Origin of the sequence: Rhodococcus sp. PBTS 1, assembly GCF_001620025.1 — a bacterium.
Classification (GTDB): domain Bacteria; phylum Actinomycetota; class Actinomycetes; order Mycobacteriales; family Mycobacteriaceae; genus Rhodococcoides; species Rhodococcoides kroppenstedtii.
On record NZ_CP015219.1, the window covers coordinates 1,649,210 to 1,671,624 of the forward strand.

The 22,415-nt window shown below is 71.2% G+C and carries 18 protein-coding genes; 9 read left to right on the top strand and 9 right to left on the bottom strand.

Features of this window, described 5'->3' with window-relative positions:
• Positions 1 to 22 precede the first annotated feature (22 nt).
• Together A3Q40_RS07500 and A3Q40_RS07505 are read left to right on the top strand one after the other, a co-directional pair.
• The gene (locus A3Q40_RS07500) at positions 23 to 2,032 is read left to right on the top strand and encodes an APC family permease (RefSeq protein WP_068100885.1); all 2,010 of its coding nucleotides are present in this window, start codon (positions 23 to 25) and stop codon (positions 2,030 to 2,032) included.
• Complete coding sequence (locus A3Q40_RS07505) at positions 2,029 to 3,285, top strand: class I SAM-dependent RNA methyltransferase (protein ID WP_068100887.1); 1,257 nt, start codon at positions 2,029 to 2,031, stop codon at positions 3,283 to 3,285. Before A3Q40_RS07500 ends, A3Q40_RS07505 begins: the two co-directional genes overlap by 4 nt.
• Positions 3,286 to 3,291: 6 nt before the next feature.
• Here A3Q40_RS07505 and A3Q40_RS07510 read toward each other — a convergent pair whose 3' ends face one another.
• Complete coding sequence (locus A3Q40_RS07510; RefSeq protein ID WP_068100889.1) at positions 3,292 to 4,134, bottom strand: ABC transporter permease; 843 nt, start codon at positions 4,132 to 4,134, stop codon at positions 3,292 to 3,294.
• Between the two features lie 2 nt (positions 4,135 to 4,136).
• On the bottom strand, positions 4,137 to 5,141 hold the full coding sequence (locus A3Q40_RS07515; protein ID WP_068100891.1) for an ATP-binding cassette domain-containing protein: 1,005 nt from the start codon (positions 5,139 to 5,141) through the stop codon (positions 4,137 to 4,139).
• 291 nt (positions 5,142 to 5,432) lie between these two features.
• On the opposite strand from A3Q40_RS07515, the gene A3Q40_RS07520 reads away from it, so the two are divergent.
• Positions 5,433 to 6,095: a sigma-70 family RNA polymerase sigma factor gene (locus A3Q40_RS07520; protein WP_157889712.1), complete on the top strand. Its 663-nt coding sequence runs from the start codon at positions 5,433 to 5,435 to the stop codon at positions 6,093 to 6,095.
• A 52-nt stretch (positions 6,096 to 6,147) separates the two neighbouring features.
• A complete protein-coding gene (locus tag A3Q40_RS07525) occupies positions 6,148 to 6,927 on the top strand; it encodes an anti-sigma factor (RefSeq protein ID WP_068100896.1) in 780 nt (259 codons plus the stop codon).
• A 14-nt stretch (positions 6,928 to 6,941) separates the two neighbouring features.
• Here A3Q40_RS07525 and glsA read toward each other — a convergent pair whose 3' ends face one another.
• Positions 6,942 to 8,768 (bottom strand): glutaminase A, encoded by a 1,827-nt coding sequence (gene glsA / locus A3Q40_RS07530; protein WP_068100899.1) that lies wholly within the window; start codon positions 8,766 to 8,768, stop codon positions 6,942 to 6,944.
• A gap of 130 nt (positions 8,769 to 8,898) precedes the next feature.
• Here glsA and dxs point away from each other — a divergent pair, with 130 nt between their 5' ends.
• Positions 8,899 to 10,788 carry a 1-deoxy-D-xylulose-5-phosphate synthase gene (dxs, locus tag A3Q40_RS07535; RefSeq protein WP_082833816.1) on the top strand — a complete coding sequence of 630 codons (1,890 nt, stop codon included), beginning with the start codon at positions 8,899 to 8,901 and terminating at the stop codon, positions 10,786 to 10,788.
• 23 nt (positions 10,789 to 10,811) lie between these two features.
• Here dxs and A3Q40_RS07540 read toward each other — a convergent pair whose 3' ends face one another.
• From A3Q40_RS07540 to A3Q40_RS07560, 5 genes are all read right to left on the bottom strand, one after another.
• Positions 10,812 to 11,825 carry an iron-siderophore ABC transporter substrate-binding protein gene (locus tag A3Q40_RS07540; protein WP_068100901.1) on the bottom strand — a complete coding sequence of 338 codons (1,014 nt, stop codon included), beginning with the start codon at positions 11,823 to 11,825 and terminating at the stop codon, positions 10,812 to 10,814.
• A 155-nt stretch (positions 11,826 to 11,980) separates the two neighbouring features.
• Entirely contained in the window at positions 11,981 to 14,119 is a 2,139-nt protein-coding gene (locus tag A3Q40_RS07545; RefSeq protein ID WP_068105588.1) for a 3-hydroxyacyl-CoA dehydrogenase NAD-binding domain-containing protein, read from the bottom strand.
• Between the two features lie 5 nt (positions 14,120 to 14,124).
• A complete protein-coding gene (locus A3Q40_RS07550; protein ID WP_068100903.1) occupies positions 14,125 to 15,348 on the bottom strand; it encodes a thiolase family protein in 1,224 nt (407 codons plus the stop codon).
• Between the two features lie 78 nt (positions 15,349 to 15,426).
• The gene (locus A3Q40_RS07555; RefSeq protein ID WP_082833817.1) at positions 15,427 to 16,860 is read right to left on the bottom strand and encodes an HRDC domain-containing protein; all 1,434 of its coding nucleotides are present in this window, start codon (positions 16,858 to 16,860) and stop codon (positions 15,427 to 15,429) included.
• Positions 16,757 to 17,308, bottom strand: a complete 552-nt coding sequence (locus A3Q40_RS07560; protein ID WP_206027527.1) for a DUF3000 domain-containing protein — start codon at positions 17,306 to 17,308, stop codon at positions 16,757 to 16,759. The genes A3Q40_RS07555 and A3Q40_RS07560 overlap by 104 nt, the downstream gene beginning before the upstream one ends.
• A 133-nt stretch (positions 17,309 to 17,441) precedes the next feature.
• Here A3Q40_RS07560 and hemE point away from each other — a divergent pair, with 133 nt between their 5' ends.
• A complete protein-coding gene (gene hemE / locus A3Q40_RS07565) occupies positions 17,442 to 18,524 on the top strand; it encodes a uroporphyrinogen decarboxylase (RefSeq protein WP_068100907.1) in 1,083 nt (360 codons plus the stop codon).
• Positions 18,521 to 19,882, top strand: coding sequence for a protoporphyrinogen oxidase (locus tag A3Q40_RS07570; protein WP_068100909.1), 1,362 nt, complete (start codon positions 18,521 to 18,523; stop codon positions 19,880 to 19,882). Before hemE ends, A3Q40_RS07570 begins: the two co-directional genes overlap by 4 nt.
• Before the next feature lie 8 nt (positions 19,883 to 19,890).
• Here the strand turns inward: A3Q40_RS07570 and A3Q40_RS07575 are convergent, their stop codons facing one another.
• Entirely contained in the window at positions 19,891 to 20,814 is a 924-nt protein-coding gene (locus A3Q40_RS07575) for an ABC transporter substrate-binding protein (RefSeq protein WP_068105594.1), read from the bottom strand.
• A gap of 119 nt (positions 20,815 to 20,933) precedes the next feature.
• Here A3Q40_RS07575 and hemQ point away from each other — a divergent pair, with 119 nt between their 5' ends.
• Together hemQ and A3Q40_RS07585 are read left to right on the top strand one after the other, a co-directional pair.
• Positions 20,934 to 21,629 (top strand): hydrogen peroxide-dependent heme synthase, encoded by a 696-nt coding sequence (gene hemQ, locus A3Q40_RS07580; RefSeq protein WP_068100911.1) that lies wholly within the window; start codon positions 20,934 to 20,936, stop codon positions 21,627 to 21,629.
• A complete protein-coding gene (locus A3Q40_RS07585; protein ID WP_068100913.1) occupies positions 21,626 to 22,324 on the top strand; it encodes an HAD family hydrolase in 699 nt (232 codons plus the stop codon). The genes hemQ and A3Q40_RS07585 overlap by 4 nt, the downstream gene beginning before the upstream one ends.
• Positions 22,325 to 22,415 lie beyond the last annotated feature (91 nt).

A 22,415-nucleotide genomic window follows, 5' to 3' on the forward strand; every position in this document is an offset into this window, starting at 1 on the left:
GGCACGGCTTACGCTTCTGCCTGTGTCCAAGCTTTCGACGGCCACCAAGAGGCTGCTGCTGGGTCGGCCGTTCCGCAGCGACACGCTCGGCCACACGCTGCTGCCCAAGCGCATCGCGCTGCCCGTCTTCGCCTCCGACGCCATGTCGTCGGTCGCCTACGCGCCGGAGGAGATCTTCCTGGTGCTGTCGGTGGCCGGCATCACGGCGTACTCGTTCTCGCTGTGGATCGGCCTGGCCGTGGCCGTCGTCATGGCGGTCGTCGTCGCGAGCTACCGGCAGAACGTCCACGCCTACCCGTCCGGCGGCGGCGACTACGAGGTGGCGACCACCAATCTCGGCTCCACGGCGGGTCTGACCGTCGGCAGCGCGCTGATGGTCGACTACGTCCTCACCGTCGCCGTCTCCATCTCGGCCGCGGCGTCGAACATCGGGTCCGCGGTGCCGTTCGTCGCCGAACACAAGGTGCTGTTCGCCGTCGCGGCCATCGCGGCCATCACCGCGGTGAACCTGCGCGGCGTCCGCGAGTCCGGCACGGCGTTCGCGATTCCGACGTACGCCTTCATGATCGGCATGTTCGTCATGCTGGCGTGGGGGCTGATCCAGGTTTTCGTGCTCGGGGAGGACGTGTCGGCCGAGTCGTCGGCCTTCGACCTGCAGGCCGAGGACAGTCACCTCTACGGCATCGCGTTCGCGTTCCTGCTCGCCCGCGCGTTCTCGTCCGGCTGCGCGGCGCTGACCGGTGTGGAGGCGATCTCCAACGGCGTGCCGGCGTTCCGCAAACCGAAGTCTCGCAACGCCGCCACCACGCTGCTGCTGCTCGGCACCATCGGCGTCACCCTGCTCATGGGGATCATCGTGCTGGCCGAGAAGATCGGCGTGAAGTACGCGGAGGATCCTGCGACCCAGCTGATCGGCGCGCCCGAGGGGTACGAGCAGAAGACGCTGATCGCGCAGCTCGCGGAGGCCGTCTTCCAGGGGTTCACCCCCGGCTTCTACTTCATCACCATCGTCACGGCGCTCATCCTGGTTCTGGCCGCCAACACTGCGTTCAACGGGTTCCCGGTGCTCGGCTCGATCCTGGCGCAGGACCGGTTCCTTCCTCGTCAGTTCCACACGCGCGGTGACCGCCTGGCGTTCAGCAACGGCATCGTCTTCCTCTCGGCCGCCGCGATCACGTTCGTCGTGGTCTTCGGTGCCGAGGTGACCAAGCTCATCCAGCTCTACATCGTCGGCGTCTTCGTGTCGTTCACGCTCAGCCAGACCGGCATGGTGCTGCACTGGACGCGGCTGCTGCGCGAGGAGACCGACCCGGCGTCCCGTCGGCGCATGATGCGCTCCCGCGTGGTCAACGGCATCGGACTGGCCATGACCGGCGTGGTGCTGGTGATCGTGCTGATCACCAAGTTCCTGGCCGGCGCGTGGATCGCGATCGCGGCGATGCTGTTCATCTTCGGACTCATGAAGCTGATCCGGAAGCACTACGACTCGGTGTCGGCAGAACTGTCCGACGTCGAGTGGGACGGCGTGCTGCCCAGCCGCACGCATTCGATCGTGTTGGTGTCCAAGCTGCACAGCCCGACGCTGCGCGCTCTCGCGTACGCGCGCGCCACGCGGCCGGACACCCTCGAAGCGATCACCGTCAACGTCGACGAGGCCGACACGCGTGCGTTGGTGCGGGACTGGGAGAAGAGCGACGTCACCGTTCCGCTCAAGGTCGTCGAGTCGCCTTACCGGGAGATCACGAAGCCGGTGCTCGACTACGTCAAGCGCGTCAAGCGGGACTCGCCGCGGGACGTCGTCACCGTCTTCATCCCCGAGTACGTCGTCGGGCACTGGTGGGAGCAGGTCCTGCACAATCAGAGCGCCCTGCGGCTCAAGAGCCGCCTGCTGTTCCAGCCCGGCGTCATGGTGACCAGCGTGCCGTGGCAGCTCAACTCGTCCGAGCGGGCCAAGCGCGAGAGCCTGCAGAACGCGCCGGGTGGGTCTCGGCGCGGATACGAGTCGCCTCGCGATTCCGGCCCCGGCGCATGAGCGAGTCCTGGGCGGGCCGCGTGCTCGAGGTCGTGGTCGGCACGCCGGGGCACGGCGGATTCTGCGTGGCGCGATACGACGGCCGGGTGATCTTCGTCCGGCACAGCCTGCCGGGGGAGACGGTGCGCGCCCTGATCACCGAGGACACCGGAGGCAGCTTCTGCCGAGCCGACGCCGTCGAAATCGTCGACGCCTCACCCGAGCGGATCGCTCCGCTGTGCCCGATCGCGGGGCCCGGAGCGTCCGGCTGCTGCGACCTGTCCCACACGAGCGAGGCCGGCGCGCGGGCGTGGAAGGCGGCGGTGGTGTCCGAGCAACTGCGACGCATCGCCCGGGTGGAGACCGACGTCGACGTGGAGACCTGGGGCGAGCGGACCGGATGGCGGACCCGGCTCCGGCTCGGGGTGGGCGCCGACGGCCACGCCGGCTTCCACCGCGCGCGCAGCGCGGAGCTGGTCACCGACCTCGCCTGTCCCCAGTCGCCCGCCGTCGCCTACGACGGACTCGCCGATCGCACCTGGACTCCCGGTGCGGATCTCGCGGTGGCGCTGGACTCCGACGGCGCCCGGCACGTCGTCGAGATCGCCCCTCCCGGGTCGTCGTCGCGGGCCGGTGGTGGTGCGCGTCGGGCGGCGTCGTCCCGACGGGCTCGCCGGTCCGCACCCCGCGCCCATCGCGCCGTCGTCGGCTCGGGTCGAGCGCGGCAGCGCGTCGGTGACCGGGAGTGGACGGTCGACGCCCACGGCTTTTGGCAGGCTCACCGCCACGCCCCCGACCGGTACTCCGCGGTGGTGCGCGAGTGGGCAGACGTCCGACCGGGCGACACGGTGTGGGATCTGTACGCCGGCGCGGGGGTCTTCGCGGCCGCGGTGGCGGGCGACGCCGGAAGCAGCGGATCGGTCGTCGGCGTCGAGGCCGGGGCCGACGCCGTGCGCGACGGTCGCGCCGCGCTGGCCGACCTCCCGGCCGTCGACCTCCGAGCGGCGCCCGTGGAGCACGCGATCGCGGACCTGCCGGCCGACCCGGCGACCGTGATCCTCGACCCGCCGCGGGCGGGCGCCGGGAAGGCCGTGGTGGCCGCCGTCGCGGACGCCGGGCCGCGCCGCGTGGTCCACGTCGGCTGCGACCCGGCCTCCTTCGCCCGCGACGTCGGTCTCTACCTCTCGCACGGCTATCGCCTCGAGCACCTCAGGGCGTTCGATGCGTTCCCGCTCACCAGCCACGTGGAGTGCATCGCCGCCCTGGTGCGCTGAGCGGACCTACTTGCGGTTGTAGAGCCGCATGGTGATCGGTCCGAAGATCGCGAGCAGTCCCGCCGACCAGATGCCCGTCCACATCAGGGCGTGGGTGTCCACCGCGCCGTCGGACACGCTGCGCAGGGTGGTCACCAGATGGGACACCGGGTTGACCTCCACGAACGCCTGCAGCCAGCCGGGCATGGTGGCCGGGTCGACGAAGATGTTGCTGGCGAAGGTGAGCGGGAAGAGCACGAGCATCGACACGCTCATGACGGCGGTTTCGCTGCGCATCATCAGCGCGAACATCGTCCACACCCACGAGACGCAGAACGAGAACGCCAGCAGCAGCCCCACGGCGACCACCATTCCGAGCAGACCGCCCGCCGGCCGGAAGCCCAGCGCGAATCCGAGCGCCAGCACGATGGTGGACGCGAGGGTGTAGCGCACGACGTCCCCGAGGAGGGCGCCCACCAGCGGCGCCGGTCGCCACATCGGCAGGGACCGGAAGCGGTCGAACACGCCCTTCTCGATGTCCCGGTTCAACGTCATTCCCGTGTACATCGTGATCATCACGACCGTCTGAACCAGGATGCCGGGCAGCAGGAACTGGATGTAGGCCCCCGTCGAGCCCGCCAGCGCTCCGCCGAACAGGAACGTGAACATCAGCGTGAACATGATGGGAAACATCGTCACGTCGAACAGCTGCTCGGGGACGTGCTTGATCTTGAGCAGCGCGCGCCAGCCGAAGGAGAATGCGGTCGACGACGCCGTCGGGCGCGCGGGCCTCGGCCCGGACGACGCGAGCAGGTCGGCGACGGACGGGGTCGCGCCCGCCGTGCGGACGCCGGACTCGGTGGTGGTCATCGTCAGGACGCCTCCTGGTCGGTGGGTCGGCCGGTGAGGGCCAGGAACACTTCGTCGAGGCTCGGTTGCCCGAGCGCGTAGGTGCCGATCTCGATACCGGCCTCGTGCAGGGCGGTGAGGCCGCGCGCCACCGCGGCCGTGTCGTCGACGATGGAGGTGAGGGCGGCCGGATCCGGCTCCTCGATCACGTCCGTCCGCAGCGTCTCCCGCAGGATCCGCGCCGCCTCGGGACGGGTGGCGGACTCGACCACCCGGACGTGCAGGGAGCCCGAGCCCACCGAGGCCTTCAGCTGGCCGGTGGTGCCCTCGGCGATGACGCGACCGGAATCGATGACGGCGACGCGGTCGGCCAGCTGATCGGCCTCGTCGAGGTACTGGGTGGTGAGCAGGACCGTGGTTCCACCCGCGACCAGTGACCGCACGATCTCCCAGACCTGGTTGCGGCTGCGCGGGTCGAGGCCGGTGGTCGGCTCGTCGAGGAACATCAGTGCCGGTGTGACGACCAGGCCGGCGGCGATGTCGACCCGTCGCCGCATCCCGCCGGAGTACGTCTTGACCTGCTTGCTCGCCGCGGCCGACAGGTCGAAGACCTGCAGCAACAGGTCCGCGCGCTCGCGTGCGGCCGGTCGGCTGTAGCCGTACAGGCGGGACAACAGCACCAGGTTCTCCCAGCCGGTCAGGTCCTCGTCGAGCGACGCGAACTGTCCGGTCAGCGACACGGCCGACCGCACGGCGTCGGGTTCGGTGGCCACGTCGTGGCCGAGGACCCGGGCGGACCCGCCGTCGATGCTCGTCAGCGTCGCGAGCATGCGCATGGTGGTGGTCTTGCCCGCACCGTTGGGGCCGAGCACGCCGTAGACGCCGCCGCGCGGCACGGCGAGGTCCACGCCGTCCACCGCGACGGTGGACCCGAACGTCTTCGTGAGGCCGGTCGCCTCGATCGCGAGGTCGGTGGCGATGCCGTCGGCCGGGGCGAGGCGCGCCCCGTCGGTGATGGGGGGATTCATACCGGTGACGACTCCTGTCGGATCGAAAAGTCATCGCGGGTCGGGTGACGAACCCGGTCGATGCGCACGCATCGTGCGCGCCGGCGCGCGTCGTCGCAACGGATTTGAATTCCGGCCGGTTCGGTTCCGGTCCGAGCGGTCCTCGGTACCGAATCCCCGATGACGGAACACAAGGTCTGTGTGGGGGGTGGACCACGACGAGTCGGCGCGGCCGGTAGTGAGGTGTGGACGATGACCACTAGTGTCGTGGTCGATGAACGACACATCTTGTTCCGCGTCGGATCACGCGCGATGAGTGCGGACGAGTCGGACACGGTCGAATCGGCAGCGGTCGACGCAGGCGCGGTCGATGCGGCCTGCGTGGTGCCGACGTCCGACGTGAAGGCCCGGCGAGCCGCCGAGGCCGACGAGTTGCGCTCGCTGCTGTCCGCGTCCGCGACGGGTGACCAGGCCGCGTTCGGTCGGTTGTACGACCTCACCTCCTCCCGCGTCTACGGCATGGTGCTCCGTGTCCTGCGGGATCCGGGGTTCAGCGAGGAGACGACGCAGGAGGTCTTCCTGCAGATCTGGCGGTCCGCGGACCGTTACGACCCCGCCCAAGGCTCGCCTCTGGCCTGGATGATGACGCTGGCGCATCGCCGCGCGGTCGACCGGGTGCGGTCGGAACAGTCCGGCACCGACCGCGAGGCGCTCTACGGCAGTAAGGCACACAACCCGGCGCACGACGAGGTACTCGAGTCGGTCACTCAGACCCTGGAATCCGAAGCGGTGGTGCGCTGTCTCGCCTCGCTCACCGAGACCCAACGTGAATCCGTCCGCATGGCGTACTACAACGGATGGACCTACCGCGAGGTGGCCGAGCGACTCGGAGTCGCCGTGCCCACCGTGAAGTCCCGCATCCGGGACGGATTGATCAAGCTACAGAAATGTCTGGGGGTGGACGGCGGTGAGTGACCCTGCCGGCCCCGGCCGACATCGGAAAGACGAGCTCGACCCCATGCCTTCCGTGCCTTCCCTGCCTTCGTCCCCGTCCGGCGACGCGGAACCTCGGGACCTGATCGACCTCGCGTACGCCTACGCGCTGGACGCCGTGGACGACGCCGAACGCGCCGACATCGACCGACGCGTGGCGTTGGCGCCCGCCGAGCAGCGCGCCCGGTTCGACGCCGTCGTCGAATCGGTCCACGTCACCCTCGCGCTCACCGCCGACGCGGATGCCACTCCCGCGCCCGTGCATCTGCGGGAGCGGATCCTCGCTGCCGTCGAGCCCGAGACCGTGTCCGGTCGCCCGGACCAGGTCCCGGAGCCGTCCCCGGTGGTCTCGCTCGACGATCGTCGTCGCACTCGCCGGTGGCGCCTCGCCGCCGCGGCCGCCGCTGCCGTCCTCGTGGTCGGCGTCGGGGGAGCCGTCGTGTCCCAGCAGTTCGGCTCCGATCCGGCCTCGCCGACCGCGACCGTGCTCGCCGCCGACGACGTCCAGCGCAGCACCGTGGCCGTCGAGGGCGGCGGCTCGGCCACCGTCGCGTGGTCGCCCACGCAGGACGCGGCCGTCGTCACGCTCGACGGGGTCGCCGACCCCGGCGACGGGCGAGTGTTCGAGATGTGGCTCATCGGCGCGGACCCCGCGCCCCGGCCCGCCGGACTCATCGAGGCCGACAGCGCCACCGCGGACCGGGAGCACCTGGTCACCGGATTGTCGGGCGCCACCACCTGGGCCGTCACCGTCGAGCCCGAGGGCGGGTCCGATGCGCCCACCGGTCAGCCGATCGTCGCGGTCACGTTCTAGTCGGCCCGAGCCCGCTAGGTGGTCCGCTGCCTCAGCGCCCCGACGATCGTCTCCACCTGCTCGTAGGCGCGGTCCAGCAGCGTGATCACCAGATCCGCCGTCGCGGCCGGGTCCTCGACGCGCAGCCGGTCGAAGTCGGCCGGCGCGAGAACGGCCACCTCGGTGTCCTCGACCGCGGTGATCCGCAGCCCGAACTCGCTGCGCCGGACCAGCGGAATCTCGCCGAAGCTCATCCCCGCGGACAGCGTCGACACCGGGCGGACCACGTCGTCGTCGGAGACGAATTCCACGGTCACCCGACCGGACAGCACCAGGGCCAGCCCGAGTGCCGGGTCGCCGACGTCGGCGACGACGGTTCCCGGCGCGTGCCGGACGGTGGTGGTGAGCGCCATGATGCCGTCTCGGTGGTCCGGGGTCGCCGCCGCCAGCACCGGGTGCTCGGCGAGCGAGACCTCGGTGGCCTGGCGCGGCCCGTCGCACCACCGATCGAGGACGACGTCCTCGGCCCACCGGAGCGCCGAGTCCAGGGTCGCGAACACCCGGCCGGAGCCGTTCCGGTCGGCGAGCGTGGACACCGTGTGCGCCATGGTGCCGCGTGGATCGACCAACCCCGCGGCACACCCGGCGGTTCGAAGTTGATCGGCGAGCGCGTCGAGCATGGACCGCGCGACTCCGCTGACGTCGTCGACGCGGCGCATGTCCAGTACCACCGCATCCGGCGGGGTCTCGTCCGCGGCCGGTGTCACCGCACGCACGACCGACTCCGCGGCCGAGAACAACAGGTCGCCGTGCAGTTCGAAGATCCGTGCGCGCGAGCCCCGTTCGGCGAGGGTGCGCTGTTCGGATGCGGTGCGGCGGCGCCGCGACGGGGCGTCGACGAGGCTGTACCGGGCTCGGACCGCGCTGCGGGCGGCGCGTCCGACGTGGAGGAAGTGGAGTTCGAGGCGGCGGGACAACTCACGGCACGCGAGGACGCCGCGCACGCTGTTGCCGTGACCGTCGAGGCGGGGGGAGAAGACGGAGATGCCGAGCTGTCCGGGCAGGACGGCCATGACGGAACCGGCGACACCGCTCTTGGCGGGGAGCCCGACGCGGTTGACCCAGTCGCCCGCTCCGTCGTACATGCCGCAGGTGGTCATGACGCTGAGTACGCGCTCGGTCAGCACGGGGTCGGCGGCGACGACTCCGGTGCACGGGTTGGTGCCGTTGTTGGCGAGAGTCGCGGCCATCAGGGCGATGTCCCGGCCGGTGACCGTCAGCGAGCACTGCCGAAAATACAGGTCGACGGCCGCGTCGGGATCCGACTCGACCACGCCGAACGAGCGCAACATGTGTCCGATGGCGCGGTTGCGATGCCCGGTGGCGGCTTCCGAGGCGTGCACGGCGGCGTCCAGCTCGAGGTCACGGCCCGCGAACCGGGAGAAGGACCGACGGATGCGCTCGAACTGCTCGCCGGGGGTGTCGCCCGCCACCAGCGACGCGGCGGTGATGGCCCCGGCAATGATCATCGGGTTGCGCGGGCGTTCGGTGACGGGGTCGAGGCTGATCTCGTTGAACGGCTCGCCCGACGGCTCGACGTCGATCTTCGCCGCCACCGCCTCCTCGCCGCGGTCGGCGAGGGCCAAAGCGTAGGTGAACGGCTTGGAGACCGACTGGATGGTGAAGGGCACCCGCGTGTCGCCCACCTCGTAGACGTATCCGTCCGCGGTAGTGAGGCAGATGCCGAAGCGCTCGGGTTCCGCGGACGCGAGCTCCGGGATGTAGTCGGCGACGGCGCCGGAGGTATCCTGCGCGCACAGCGCGTACACGTCGTCGAGGATGTGCTGCACGACGTCGGTCATCGTTCTCGGTGCCTCGTTCCGTCGGTGCTCCCTGTGGCCCGTCGTACGGTAACGCGACGCTCGGTGACACGTAGACTGGCGTGACCGATCGGCGCGCCCCGGTCGGACCGTACGAGGGGAGACGATTTCGTTGGGTGTTCTGTCACGTGTGCACGAGCCCGGCGACCTGCGTGCCCTCTCCCTCGACGAGATGACCGAGCTCGCCTCCGAGATCCGGCAGTTCCTGGTGGAGAAGGTGTCCGCCACGGGCGGCCATCTCGGGCCGAATCTGGGCGTCGTCGAACTGACGCTGGCCGTGCATCGGGTGTTCGAGTCGCCCACCGACGCCGTGATCTTCGACACCGGTCATCAGGCCTACGTCCACAAGATCGTCACCGGGCGGGCCGACCGCTTCGACACGCTGCGCAAGGACGGTGGCCTGTCCGGCTACCCGTCGCGGGCGGAGAGCGAGCACGACTGGGTGGAGTCGTCGCACGCGTCCGCCTCGCTCTCCTACGCCGACGGACTCGCCAAGGCCTTCGCCCTCACCGGCCGGTCGGACCGGCACGTCGTCGCGATCGTCGGGGACGGCGCCCTGACCGGCGGCATGTGCTGGGAGGCCCTCAACAACATCGCGGCCGGCCAGGACCGCTCGCTGGTCATCGTCGTCAACGACAACGGCCGCTCCTACTCGCCGACCATCGGCGGTCTGGCCGATCACCTCGCCACCCTGCGTCTGCAGCCCGGATACGAACGCGCGCTCGACACGGGTCGTCGCGTCGTCCGGAACATCCCGGTGGTCGGTTCGCCCGCCTACGCCATGCTGCACGGCATGAAGGCCGGGCTGAAGGACGCCGTCAGTCCCCAGGTGATGTTCACCGACCTCGGCATCAAGTACCTCGGTCCGGTCGACGGGCACGATCAGTCGGCCATGGAGTCGGCGCTGCGCCGCGCGAAGGCCTACGGGGGACCGGTCATCGTCCACGCCGTGACCCGCAAGGGCATGGGGTACTCGCACGCCGAGAACGACGTCGCCGATCAGATGCACTCCACCGGCGTGATCGACCCGCTGACCGGCCGCGCCGTCGCCGTGGCCGCCCCCGACTGGACGTCGGTGTTCTCGCGTGAGCTCATCGAGCTCGCCGCCGAGCGCCCTGACGTCGTCGCCATCACGGCGGCCATGGCGGGACCCACCGGCCTCGCCGCGTTCGGTGACCGGTACCCGGACCGCTTCTTCGACGTCGGCATCGCCGAGCAGCACGCCCTGACGTCCGCAGCGGGCTTGGCCCTCGGCGGCCTGCATCCGGTGGTCGCCGTCTACTCGACGTTCCTCAACCGCGCGTTCGACCAGCTGCTCATGGACGTCGCGCTGCTGAAGCAGCCCGTGACGCTGGTGCTGGACCGCGCCGGGGTGACCGGATCGGACGGCGCGAGCCACAACGGCATGTGGGACATGTCGCTGCTCGGCATCGTGCCGAACATGAAGGTCGCCGCGCCTCGTGATGCCGCCACCCTCCGTGAGGAACTGGCCGAGGCGTTGGCGGTGTCCGACGGTCCCACCGCGATTCGCTTCCCCAAGGGGGCCGTGCCGGAGAGCACGGTGGCCGTGCGCCGCATCGACGACGTCGTCGACGTCCTCCACGAGACCGACGGGCCGGGCGACGTCCTGCTCGTGGCCGTCGGGCCGTTCGCGTCGTTGGCCCTCGACACGGCGGAGGAGTTGTCCGCGGGTGGCGTGCGTGCCACCGTCGTCGATCCGCGTTGGGTGCTGCCGGTGCCGCAGTCGCTGACCAAGCTCGCGGCGGACTATCGCCTGGTGGTCACGGTGGAGGACAGCGGCCTGCACGGCGGCATCGGGGCATCGGTGTCCGCGGCGCTGCGTGCTGCGGGTGTCGACGTGCCGTGCCGAGATCTCGGTGTGCCGCAACAGTTCCTGGACCACGGTTCGCGTGATCGCATCCATCGGGAGATCGGGCTGACCCCGGCCGACATCGCCGGTCGGGTGTTCGGGTGGCTCGGCCATCGGCCGGACGGCATCTGACCGAGCCACCGCCCGCGTCGCGGTCAGGCTGCCTTGCCGGCGGCGTCCTTCAGCTGCGGCAGGATGCGCTCGAGCACCCACGGCGTCGACACCGGGTTGACGTTGCTCAGTCCGGCGATGACCTGCTCGTCGGTCATCGCGATCGCCGATCCGGACCGCACCGCGGGCAGGGTGGCCAGCGCGGGGACCGAGTCGAAGGTGAAGCCCTCCGGGGTGAAGGCGACCACGACGTCCGCGTCGAAGCTCTGGACGTTCTCGAGAGAGACCGTGGAGAAGAACGAGCCGGTGGTGTCGGCGTCGGCCAGCGCGGTCACACCCGGCGCGTTCACGAAGCCCATCTCGTTGAGCACCTGCACCCGAGGATCGGTGGGCAGGTAGACGTTCGCCTGGCCGCCGTCGGTGTCGAGGTTCACCACCGCGATCGTCTTGCCCGCGAACTCGGGGTTGGCCTCGGCCTCGGCGGCGAGCCGCTCACCCAGTCCGTCGATGAGATCCTGCGCCTCGGTGGGTTTGCCGACGGCCTCGCCGATCATCGTGGTCTGCTCCTGCCACGTGGTCTGCCAGGCGCCGCCGGGGTACGCGACGACGGGTGCGACTCCGCTCAGGGTGTCGTAGTACGTCTGCGAGAAGCCCTCGTAAGGAGCCAGCACCAGGTCGGGCCCCAGCGCGGCGAGAGCCTCGACGTCCGGATCACCCGCCGCCGGGTCCTCGTACAGCGTGGTGGCGTCCGCGTCGTAGAACTCCTGCGCCCACGGCATCACGCCGTTCTCGTCGGCGCCGTACGTGTACCGCGGCTGTCCGACCGGGGTCACGCCGAGCGCGCCGAGGATGTCCTGGGCGTTCCAGCCCATCGTGACGATGCGCTCGGGGGCGGAGGGGATCTCCGTGGATCCGAACGTGTGCTCGATGGTGACGGGGAACGCGCCGTCGGCCGAGGTGCCCGAGGCGGTGTCGGAGCCGGAGTCGGACGAGCAGCCGGCCACGAGGGCGACGGCGGCCGTCGCGGCGACGAGGGGAACGAGGCGGGTACGTTTCACGAGGGTAGCCTAACCTACGCAATACGGTCAGAGGGAACCTGCGCAGGTTCTGGTCAAGCGCACTGATTGCAACCGGTGAGGGTGGCGGGAACCTGCGCAGACGACGACACCTCCGGGCGGATGCGCGGAGCACCCACCCGGAGGTGTCGGTGGAACTAGAGGCTGGCCACGCCCTTGTCGAGGAAGCGGTGTCCGGTGACGGCCTCGGAGGTGCCGGTGCGGTCCAGGTACGGGGTGATGCCGCCGTTCCAGAATCCGAACCCGCCACCGAGGATCAGGCACAGGTCGATGTCCTGCGCCGCGGCGACGACGCCCTCGGTGAGCATGATGTCGATCTCCTCGGCGAAGGCGCGGCGCGTGCGATCGAGGACCTGCTCGGACGTGGACGGCGAGTCGCCCTGCGGCCACAGATCGGCAACCTCCGGATCGACGGTCTTGGTGCCGTCGGCGCCGTAGGTCCACACCGCGGACTTCTTCGCGGCCACCATGGCCTGGAGGCCGGGGGAGTCGTGGAAGCGCTCCGGGTAGTACTCGGCCATCGTCTCGCCGGTGTGCAGCGCCACCGCCGGGCCGACGAGGGACAGCAGGGTCAGCGGGCTCATGGGCATGCCGAGTTCCCCGATGGCGTCGTCCGCGACGTCGAAGGGCGTGCCCTCGTCGATGGCGTTCATGACTTCGCCGAGGGCGCGGGTGAGCAGCCGGTTGAACACGAAGCCCGGCTTGTCGGCGACCAGCACGGCCGACTTCTTCAGCGACTTGGCCGTGGCGAACGCGGTGGCCAGCGTCGCGTCGTCCGTCTTCTCGCCGCGGATGACCTCGAGCAGCGGCAGGACGGCGACCGGGTTGAAGAAGTGGAAGCCCACCACTCGCTCGGGGTGCTTCAGGTCGGCGGCCATGCGGGTGATGGACAGCGAGGAGGTGTTGGTCGCCAGGATCGTCTCGGGGGAGACGTACTCCTCGAGTTCGGCGAACACCTTCTTCTTGACGTCGAGGTTCTCGAAGACGGCCTCGATGACCCAGTCGGTCTTCGCGAACGCGGCCTTGTCCAGCGAGCCGGACACGAGTGCCTTGAGTCGGTTCGCGGCATCGGGTGACAGGCGCTTCTTGCCCTGCAGCTTGTCGATCTCCGCGTGCACGTAGCCGACGCCCTTGTCGATGCGCTCCTGATCGATGTCGGTGAGGATCACCGGCACCTTCAGCTGGCGCACGAAGAGCAGCGCGAGCTGGCTGGCCATGAGTCCGGCACCGACGATGCCGACGCCGGTGACCTTGCGGGCCGCGGACTTGTCGGGAGCGCCGGCGGGACGCTTGGCCCGCTTCTGGACCAGGTCGAAGGCGTAGAGGCCCGCTCGCAGCTCGTCGGCCATGAGGAGGTCGGCGAGCGCCTCGTCCTCGGCGGCGAACCCGCGGTCCAGCGACGCCGCATCGGCGAGATCGGTGTTCCGCGCCAGCTCCAAGAGCTCGACGGCCTTGACGGGGCCGGGGGCATGGTTGCGTGTCTTGCCGGCCACGATGCCCTTCGCGCGCGTGATCGCGTCGTCCCACGCCTGGCCGCGATCGACCTCGGGCCGGGCGGGAACGACGTCACCGGCGAGCACCGACGCGGCCCAGACGAGCGACTGCTCGAGGAAGTCGGCACCGCCGAGCACCGCGTCGGCGATACCGATCTTCTGCGCGTCGGCGGGCTTCAGCATGCGGTTCTGGTTGAGGGCGTTCTCGACGACCACCGTCACGGCGGCGGAGGGCCCGATGATGTTGGGCAGCAACTGCGTTCCGCCCCAGCCGGGCACGAGTCCGAGGAAGGCCTCGGGCAGGCCCAGCGCGGCGGCGTTGTCCGCGACGGTCCGGTAGTGGCAGTGCAGGGCCAGTTCCAGGCCGCCGCCGAGTGCGGCGCCGTTGACGAAGGCGAACGTCGGCACCGGCGACTCGCGGAGACGACGGAACACGGCGTGGCCGCGACGCCCCATCGTCAGGGCGACCTCCCGGTCGGCGATCTTCGGCACACCGTTCAGGTCCGCGCCGACGGCGAAGACGAACGGCTTGCCGGTGACGGCGACGGCGACCGGGTCGGCGGCGTAGGCCTCGTCGAGCGCCGCATCGAGCGCGTCGAGTCCGGCCGGGCCGAAGGTGGACGGCTTGGTGTGGTCGAAGCCGTTGTCGATGGTCACGAGCGCGACGGGTCCGTCGATGCCCGGGACGGTGAGGATGCGCGTGAAGGCGTGCGTGACGACCTCGTCGGCGAATGCGGCCGGGGCGGTGGTGGATTCCGCCGGAGCGGTGGTGGATTCGGTCATGATGGTCACTTGCTCCCGTCGAAGTTCGGGTTCTCCCAGATGACGCTGCCGCCCATGCCGAGGCCGATGCACATGGTGGTCAGGCCGTAACGGACGTCGGGGCGAGTGGCGAACTGACGGCTGAGCTGGGTCATCAGCCGAACGCCGGACGAGGCGAGGGGGTGGCCGCAGGCGATGGCGCCGCCCCATTGGTTGACCCGAGCGTCGTCGTCGGCGATGCCGAAGTGCTTGGTGAACGCGAGGACCTGAACGGCGAAGGCCTCGTTGATCTCGAACAGGCCGATGTCGCCGATCGACAGGCCGGTGCGCGCCAGCAGCTTCTCGGTGGCCGGCACCGGGCCGACGCCCATGACGGCGGGATCGACGCCGGCGAAGGCGAAGCCCACCATGCGCATGCCGACCTTCAGGCCGAGCTCGGCCGCGGTGTCCTCACCCGCGAGGATCGCCGCGGTGGCGCCGTCGTTCAGACCTGCGGCGTTGCCGGCGGTGACCCGGCCGGCCGGCCGGAACGGCGTCTTCAGCGCGGCGAGGTTCTCCAGCGTGGTGCCGGGGCGTGGCGGCTCGTCCTCGGTGGCGAGGCCCCAGCCTGCGGCGGACTTGGTGGCGACGGGCACGAGGGTCTCGCCGATGAGCCCGGCGCGCTTGGCGGCGTCGTACTTCTCCTGGCTCGCGACGGCGTAGGCGTCGGTGCGGTCCTTCGTGATGGACGGGTACCGATCGTGCAGGTTCTCCGCGGTGTTGCCCATGACCAGAGCGCTGGGGTCGACGAGGCGGTCGGCGAGGAAGCGCGGGTTCGGGTCGACGCCCTCGCCCATCGGGTGGCGGCCCATGTGCTCGACGCCGCCGGCGATCACCACGTCGTACTGCCCGAATCCGATGCCCGACGCGGTGGTGGTCACGGCGGTCATGGCGCCGGCGCACATGCGGTCGACGGCGAAGCCGGGGACGCTCTGCGGGAGTCCGGCGAGCAGCGCGCTGGTGCGACCGATGGTCAGGCCCTGGTCACCGGTCTGGGTCGTGGCGGCGATGCCGACCTCGTCGACCCGCTCGGGCGGCAGTTCCGGGTTGCGGCGCAAGAGTTCCCGGATGGACTTGACCACCAGGTCGTCGGCGCGGGTGTCGGCGTACATCCCCTTGGGGCCGGCTTTGCCGAACGGGGTGCGGATGCCGTCGACGAAGACGACGCCGCGGGCGGACGAGGCGGCAGCGGACGAGGACTGTTCGGACATGGTTCCTTCCGGCGAGCGCGAGGATCGGCGAGGATCGGCTCGGACGGTGGTCCGAGCACCGTCACTGTAGACCGTCAGCTACTCGTCGGTAACTTCGGGCGCGTCCGCGGTGGCCAGTGCCTCCGTGACGACGGGACCGACCACCTCGCGCTGCCACGGACGGGCGCCGTGGGCGGTGAGAACGGCGTCCACGTGTGCCGGGAGGTCGTCCGTCGCGGGCGGTCCCGGCCACTCCCAGCAGAGGCGTCGCAGGGTGTCCGGGGCGCAGAGATTCTCGACGGGCACGTGCACCCGCTCCGACAACGCCGCGACGGCCTCGCGCACGGCGGTCAGCCGCGCCGCGGCGGCCGGGTCGCGCCGGGCCCAGCGGCTGATGGGCGGGGGACCGGTGACCGGCTGGGCGACCGGGGGCAGCGCGGTGTCCGGCAGGTCGCGGGCGCGCTCGAGGGCGGACATCCACACGTGCGACTGACGACGCTGCCGCGGCCCGCCGAACACCGGTAGCGACCGCAGTTCTCCGCTGGTCGACGGGTTCTGTTGCGCTGCAGCGGTGATGGCGGAGTCGGGCAGGACCCGGCTGGGAGCGACGTCGCGTTTGCGCGCGAGATCGTCTCGGGCTGTCCACAATTCGCGGATCGCCGCCAGGGTGCGGGCGTTCTTCACCGTGTGGATGCCCGACGTCCGGCGCCACCGGTCCGGCTTGGGCGCGGGCGGTGGGGCCAGGCGAATGTGCTCGAATTCCTGTGCGGCCCAGTCGGTCTTTCCCTGGTTCGCCAACTCCTCGGCCATGGCGTCGCGCAGCTCCACCAGGACTTCGACGTCGAGCGCCGCGTAGTTCAACCAGGTGTCGGGGAGCGGACGGGTGGACCAGTCGGCGGCGCCGTGACCCTTCTGCAGGGACAGCCCCAGTACCCGCTCGACCATCGCCGCGAGACCCACCCGCTCGAACCCGGCCAACCGCCCGGCGAGTTCGGTGTCGTAGAGCGAGCCCGGGGTCAGACCCAGCTCGGCGAGGCCGGGCAGGTCCTGGTCGGCGGAGTGCAGGACCCACTCGAGGTCGCCGACGGCGTCGGCGAGGGCGGCGAGGGCGTCGCGTCCGTCGTCCCCGGCCGCGACCACGGGAATCGGATCGAGCAGAACGGTGCCGGCGCCGCGGCGTCGGAGCTGGATCAGGTAGGCCCGAGCGGAGTATCGGAATCCGGAGGCGCGCTCGGCGTCGACCGCGAGGGGCCCGGATCCGGCGGCCAGCGCGGCGGCGACGGCGCGGACGGCGTCGGGCGTGTCCGTCAGCGGCGGCACCCCGTCGCGCGGGGCGAGCAGCGGTGTCGGCTCGGGCCGGGCCGCGTCGGCCGCTGTCGGCTCGGGCGTGTCGGAGTCAGCTGCTGTCGGGTCGGGCACCTCGGTCACTCTAGGCGTCGGCGGTGCCGGCCGACCCGCGCGCACCGAGGCGGGTGATGCCCGCGGGCGGCAGACCGGCGGCGTACGCGAGGACCTCGCAGAACGCCTCGACATGGACGGACAGCTCGTCGGTCAGCGCGGTCCAGGAGGAGCGCAGTTCCAGCTGGTGCGCGCGCGGGGGGCCGGCGATGTCGCCGAACCGCACGGAGCTGGTGGACGTCACCGTGCCACCCAGGGCGGTGAGGGGCTCGCTCCGCGCCTCGAACGCGTCCACCAGCCAGGACCACGCCACGTCGGGAAGCAGCGGATCACCGGCGAGCGAGGCGTCGACGTCGGCCTGGATGTAGGCGACCAGGCGCATGGTGCCGTTCCAGGCCTCGTCGCCCTCGGGGTCGTGGAGGAGGATCAATCGGCCGAAGGCGTCGCCCTCGGTCTGCTCGGGAACGCCCTCCGAGTCCGGGTGGCGCACCTCGGCGCCGAGGGCGTAGCTGTACGGCGCGAGCCGCTGGGGTGGCCGGATCGGTCCCACCTCGATGCTCGGGTGCACCGTGGCACGGTGCATCGCCTCGATGGCGGCGCGGAACTGCGCGGGTTGCGAGGCATCGGGCGTGGTCACGAAATCGGACGTTAGCCCGGTCACGGGGCACAGGAGCGGAGGCGCGCCGGATCGCGGCGTTCTGGCAGCATGGAGGCCGATGAACACCACCTCGGCCCCCGCTTCCGGTCACGACGTCGCGCGTCGGACACTCCCCGACGCCCCGTTCCTCGCGGCGGCGACGGGCCGCACGCCGTCGCGGCGTCCGGTGTGGTTCATGCGTCAGGCGGGTCGGTCGTTGCCGGAGTATCGGAAGCTGCGCGAGGGCACCTCGATGCTCGCGTCGTGCTTCGACCCCGAGATGGTCTGCGAGATCACGATGCAGCCGGTTCGCCGGCACGGGGTCGACGCCGCGATCCTGTTCTCCGACATCGTCGTTCCGCTCAAGGCCGCCGGTATCGACCTCGAGATCGTGGCGGGCACCGGCCCCGTGGTGGCCGAGCCGGTGCGGTCGGTGGCCGACGTCCGTGCGCTCCCCGCGCTTGCTCCGGATCAGGTTCGGCCCGTCGCCGACGCGATCGGTCTGCTGCTCGGTGCGCTTGGCGACGTCCCGCTGATCGGCTTCGCCGGGGCACCGTTCACCCTGGCCTCCTACCTGGTGGAAGGGGGTCCGAGTCGCAATCACGAGCGCACCAAGGCGCTGATGCACTCCGATCCCGATACCTGGCACGCCCTGTTGGGCAGCCTGGCCGACACCACGATCACGTTCCTCACCGCGCAGCTCGACGCGGGTGTCGACGCGGTCCAGCTGTTCGACTCCTGGGCCGGTGCGCTGTCGCTCGCAGAGTACCGCGAGTTCGTTCTGCCGCACTCGACGCGCGTGTTCGACGCCGTGGCCGCGGCCGGCGTCCCTCGCATCCACTTCGGCGTGGGTACCGGCGAACTCCTCGGGGCGATGGGCGAGGCGGGCGCGGACGTCGTCGGAGTCGACTGGCGTATTCCGCTCGACGTCGCCGCGACGCGAGTCGGACCGGGCAAAGGTCTGCAGGGCAATCTCGACCCCGCCGTGTTGTTCGCCGGTCCCGATGCCGTTCGCCGTCAGGTCGAGCGCATCGTCGGTGAGGCCGACCGTGCTCTCGCGGCGGGAGCGACCGGGCACATCTTCAACCTCGGCCACGGCGTGCTCCCCGCCACCGATCCCGACGTGGTGACGTCGGTGGTGGAGCTGGTGCATTCGCTGTGACCGCCGTGGCCGTTCTCGGCGCGGGGATCAGCGGCCTCGTCGCGGCCTACCGATTGCGACGGACCCTCGGGCCGTCCGCCCGCATCCTGCTCGTCGACGACGCCGACCGGGACGGCGGGAAGCTGCGCACCGTGGACATCGGGGACGTGCCGGTGGACGTGGGTGCGGAGGCGTTCGTCGCTCGGCGCCCGGAGATGCCGGCCCTGCTGGTGGAGCTGGGCCTGAGCGACCTGCTGGTGCGTCCGTCGGCGACAGCGCGTCCGTTGGTGCGCTCCGGTGGAGCCCTCCACCCGCTGCCCGTCGGGACGCTCATGGGCATCCCCGCCTCGGCGGAGTCGGTGGCGCACCTCGTCGACGCGGCGACCGTGGCGCGTATCGAGGCCGAGGCGACCACGCCGTTCCGGTGGACGCCGGGCCACGACGCCTCCCTCGGTGATCTGATTTCCGAGCGGTTCGGTCCGCAGGTCACCGCACGGAGCGTCGATCCGCTCCTCGGCGGGGTGTACTCCGGCCTCTCGGTCACCACCGGTGTGCGCGCGGCGCTGCCCGGTCTCGCCGCGGCGCTCGACGCGGGGGCCACGAGCCTGACCGACGCGGTACTGCGGGCGCGTCCCGCGCCGACGTCGGGCCCGGTCTTCGGCGGGCTGCGCGGGGGCTATCGCCCGGTCCTCGAGGCCCTGGCCGCCGAGGCCGACGCGGAGCGCGTCGTCACGCGGGTGGGATCCGTGACGAGGGCCGGTTCGGAATGGACCGTCGACGGCGTGGGCGTGGTGGACGCCGTCGTCGTGGCCCTCCCCGCACCCGCCGCCGCCGCTGCCCTCGCGACCTTCCCGACTCTCGCGGACCGCCTCGGCGCGATCGAACTCGCGTCGTCCGCCGTCGTCGCCCTGCGCTTCGACGGGGTGGACCTGCCCGACAACTCGGGCGTGCTCGTCGCGACCGGGGAGCTGCGTCACGACGGAGAGCCGTTGCGGGCCAAGGCGTTCACTCTGTCGAGTAGGAAGTGGCCGCACCTCGCCGACCGCGGCGGCGAGTTCGTGCGAGCGTCCTTCGGGCGCTACGGCGACGCCGCGATCGTGGACGAGCCGGACGGCGTGCTGATCGACTCGGCGCGGCGCGATCTCGCGGACGTCCTCGGGGTGGACACCGCGCCGACCGCCGCCGTCGTCCAGCGGTGGTACGGCGGGCTGCCGCAGTATCGCCCCGGCCACCTCGACGTCGTGGCCGACCTCGAGGCCGCGGCGGCGGAACTGCCCCGGCTCGAACTCGCGGGTGCCTACCTGCACGGGGTCGGTGTGCCCGCCTGCGTCGCGGTGGCGAGCGCCGCCGCCGAGCGCACGGCGGCCGCGCTCGCCTGACCGCAGGCTCAGCGCGAGAGAATGCGCTCGAGATCGTCGAGAACGGCCTGGCCGCCCTTGGGTCCGACGCCGGTGATCCACGAGGCCTGATCGACCGGGTGAGGATTCGGGAACACGGCCGGGTTGGCGACGATCGGCGCCGGCAGCGGAGCGTCGGCCCCGGGGTCGACGGTGGTCACCAGCACCAGATCCGCCGCGGCCTGCGACACCAGCTCGGGAGAGAGGTCGACGCTGATCTCGTCGGCCCACTCCGCCCGAGGCGGTGTGGTGAAACCGGCGCATTCGAGCGTGCTGCCGGCGAAGGACAGCGGGCCGTAGAGGGTGAGAATGTCGTCGCGCGGGCGGATCAACTGGGCCGTCCGGCCGGCGGTGTCGTGCGCGGCGGCGACCTCCGCGCAGCGGGCGGTGTAGTCGCCGAGCACCTCCTCCGCGCGGTCCTCGCGGCCGAGTGCGCGGCCGACGAGCCGCACGTTGTCCTGCCACGGGTCGGACTGCGACGCCATGAAGACGGTCGGCGCGATCGCCGCGAGCTGGTCGTAGAAGTCCCCGTGCCGGGTGTCGGTGCCCAGGATCAGGTCGGGCTCCAGGGCGGCAATCGCTTCGAGGCGCGGTTCGGCCACCGTTCCCACTGTGGGGATCTGCTCCGCCTCGGGACCGAGGTACGCGGGAACGCCGGTGGCCTCGCTCAGCACGGAGGTACCGACGGGGATCACGCCGAGGGCGACGGCGGTGTCGAGCTCGACGGGCTCGAGGGTGATCACGCGGACGGGATCGGCGGGCACCTCGGTGGCGCCGCGGGCGTGGTCGACGGTGCGGGTGGCATCGGGTGCGCCGGCGTCGGTGTCCGGCGTCGAGCACGCGGACAGCACGAGCGCGGCGGCCGCGACGGCCGTGATCACGAGGGCGACGGGGCGCACGGAACTCCTGACGATCGGGGACGAGGCGGGGACAAGGCAAGGGGAGCCTAACCTCATGGCGGGGTCGAGTGGGCGGCCAGGTCGGTGACACTCCTGACAGTTCCGCCGCGACCCGTGGGTGGCACGATGAGGCCATGGCACGTCTGGACTTCGACAAGCTCAACTCGACCCTGCGGTACTCGATGCACTCGGTGTTCACCGCCACCCCCGGCGCCCTCGGCGACGACCGCGCGGCCGCCCTCGACGATGCGCGCGCCTTCTTCGACGACCTCGCCGAGACGGACGTCGTGGTCCGCGGCATCTACGACGTGTCGGGACTGCGCGCGGACGCCGATTTCATGATCTGGTGGCACGCGGAGAAGATCGAGGACCTGCAGTCGGCGTACTCCCGGTTCCGCCGCGCCACGCGACTCGGCCGCGCCAGCACGGCCTTCTGGAGCAACGCCGCGTTGCACCGTCCGGCCGAGTTCAACAAGTCACACGTCCCGGCTTTCATCGCGAACGAGGAGCCCGGCGCCTACATCTGCGTCTACCCGTTCGTGCGATCCCTCGACTGGTACCTCCTGCCCGACGAGGAACGCCGCACCATGCTCGCCGACCACGGAAAGGCCGCCCGCGGGTACAAGGACGTCCGCGCCAACACCGTGCCGTCCTTCGCGCTCGGCGACTACGAGTGGATCCTCGCGTTCGAGGCGCCGGCGCTCGATCGCATCGTCGACCTCATGCGCGACCTGCGTGCCACCGAGGCCCGACGCCATGTGCGCGAGGAGATTCCGTTCTTCTCCGGACCGCGGGTGAGCCTCGAACAGCTGGTCGAGTCCCTGCCGTGACGCGCCCGCCGGACGCCGTTCTCTTCGACTTCTCGGGAACTCTCTTCCGGCTGGAGGAGGACGAGAGCTGGTTCGCCGACTTGCGTGTCGGCGACGACGAGGAGATCGACGGTCACTACCAGGCCGAGCTGATGCGCCGGCTCACCCAACCCGTCGGCGCGACGGTCACGTTGGACGACGAAGGTCACCGGGCGTGGGAACGTCGGGATCTCGACCCCGCCATGCATCGTGCGGCGTACCTGGCCGTGCTGGCGGCGTCGGGCGTCCATCGGCCCGAGCACGCCGAAGCGCTGTACGGACGCGTCGTCGACCCGGACTCGTGGACCCCCTACCCGGACACCGCCCGCGTGCTGCGCGGCCTGGCCGACCGCGGCATTCCCGTCGCGATCGTCAGCAACATCGCCTTCGACCTCCGCCCGGCGTTCGCTCGACTCGGGGTCGACGGCGCCGTCACGTCCTTCGTTCTGTCCTACGAGGTCGGGGCCATCAAACCGGACCCCGACATCTTCCGTGCCGCGCTCGGCGATCTCGGCGTCCCTGCCGAGCATTCCCTGATGGTGGGCGACAGCGAGGAGGCCGACGGCGGCGCTCGCGCCGTCGGCGCGGCCTTCGGGCTCGTGGACCCGCTTCCCACCGTCGACCGCCCGACCGCGTTGCTCGACGTGCTGGCCGCACACGGACTCGACCTGCGGTGACCGCCCGCTCGATTCCTCACGGCAACACTCGGTGCGTCCCGCACAGCAACGATTGGTGCGTCCCGCACAGCAACGATTGGTGCGTCCCGCA

Bases quoted from the DNA above. Each gene is read 5' to 3' on its own strand.
- A3Q40_RS07505 (WP_068100887.1), top strand. From the start codon at position 2,029: ATGAGCGAGTCCTGGGCGGGCCGCGTGCTCGAGGTCGTGGTCGGCACG.
- A3Q40_RS07510 (WP_068100889.1), bottom strand. From the start codon at position 4,134: ATGACCACCACCGAGTCCGGCGTCCGCACGGCGGGCGCGACCCCGTCC.
- A3Q40_RS07515 (WP_068100891.1), bottom strand. From the start codon at position 5,141: ATGAATCCCCCCATCACCGACGGGGCGCGCCTCGCCCCGGCCGACGGC.
- A3Q40_RS07520 (WP_157889712.1), top strand. From the start codon at position 5,433: ATGAGTGCGGACGAGTCGGACACGGTCGAATCGGCAGCGGTCGACGCA.
- glsA (WP_068100899.1), bottom strand. From the start codon at position 8,768: ATGACCGACGTCGTGCAGCACATCCTCGACGACGTGTACGCGCTGTGC.
- A3Q40_RS07545 (WP_068105588.1), bottom strand. From the start codon at position 14,119: ATGACCGAATCCACCACCGCTCCGGCGGAATCCACCACCGCCCCGGCC.
- A3Q40_RS07550 (WP_068100903.1), bottom strand. From the start codon at position 15,348: ATGTCCGAACAGTCCTCGTCCGCTGCCGCCTCGTCCGCCCGCGGCGTC.
- A3Q40_RS07555 (WP_082833817.1), bottom strand. From the start codon at position 16,860: ATGTCGAGGCGTTCTGCGAGGTCCTCGCGTACGCCGCCGGTCTGCCGC.
- A3Q40_RS07560 (WP_206027527.1), bottom strand. From the start codon at position 17,308: ATGCACCGTGCCACGGTGCACCCGAGCATCGAGGTGGGACCGATCCGG.
- hemE (WP_068100907.1), top strand. From the start codon at position 17,442: ATGAACACCACCTCGGCCCCCGCTTCCGGTCACGACGTCGCGCGTCGG.
- hemQ (WP_068100911.1), top strand. From the start codon at position 20,934: ATGGCACGTCTGGACTTCGACAAGCTCAACTCGACCCTGCGGTACTCG.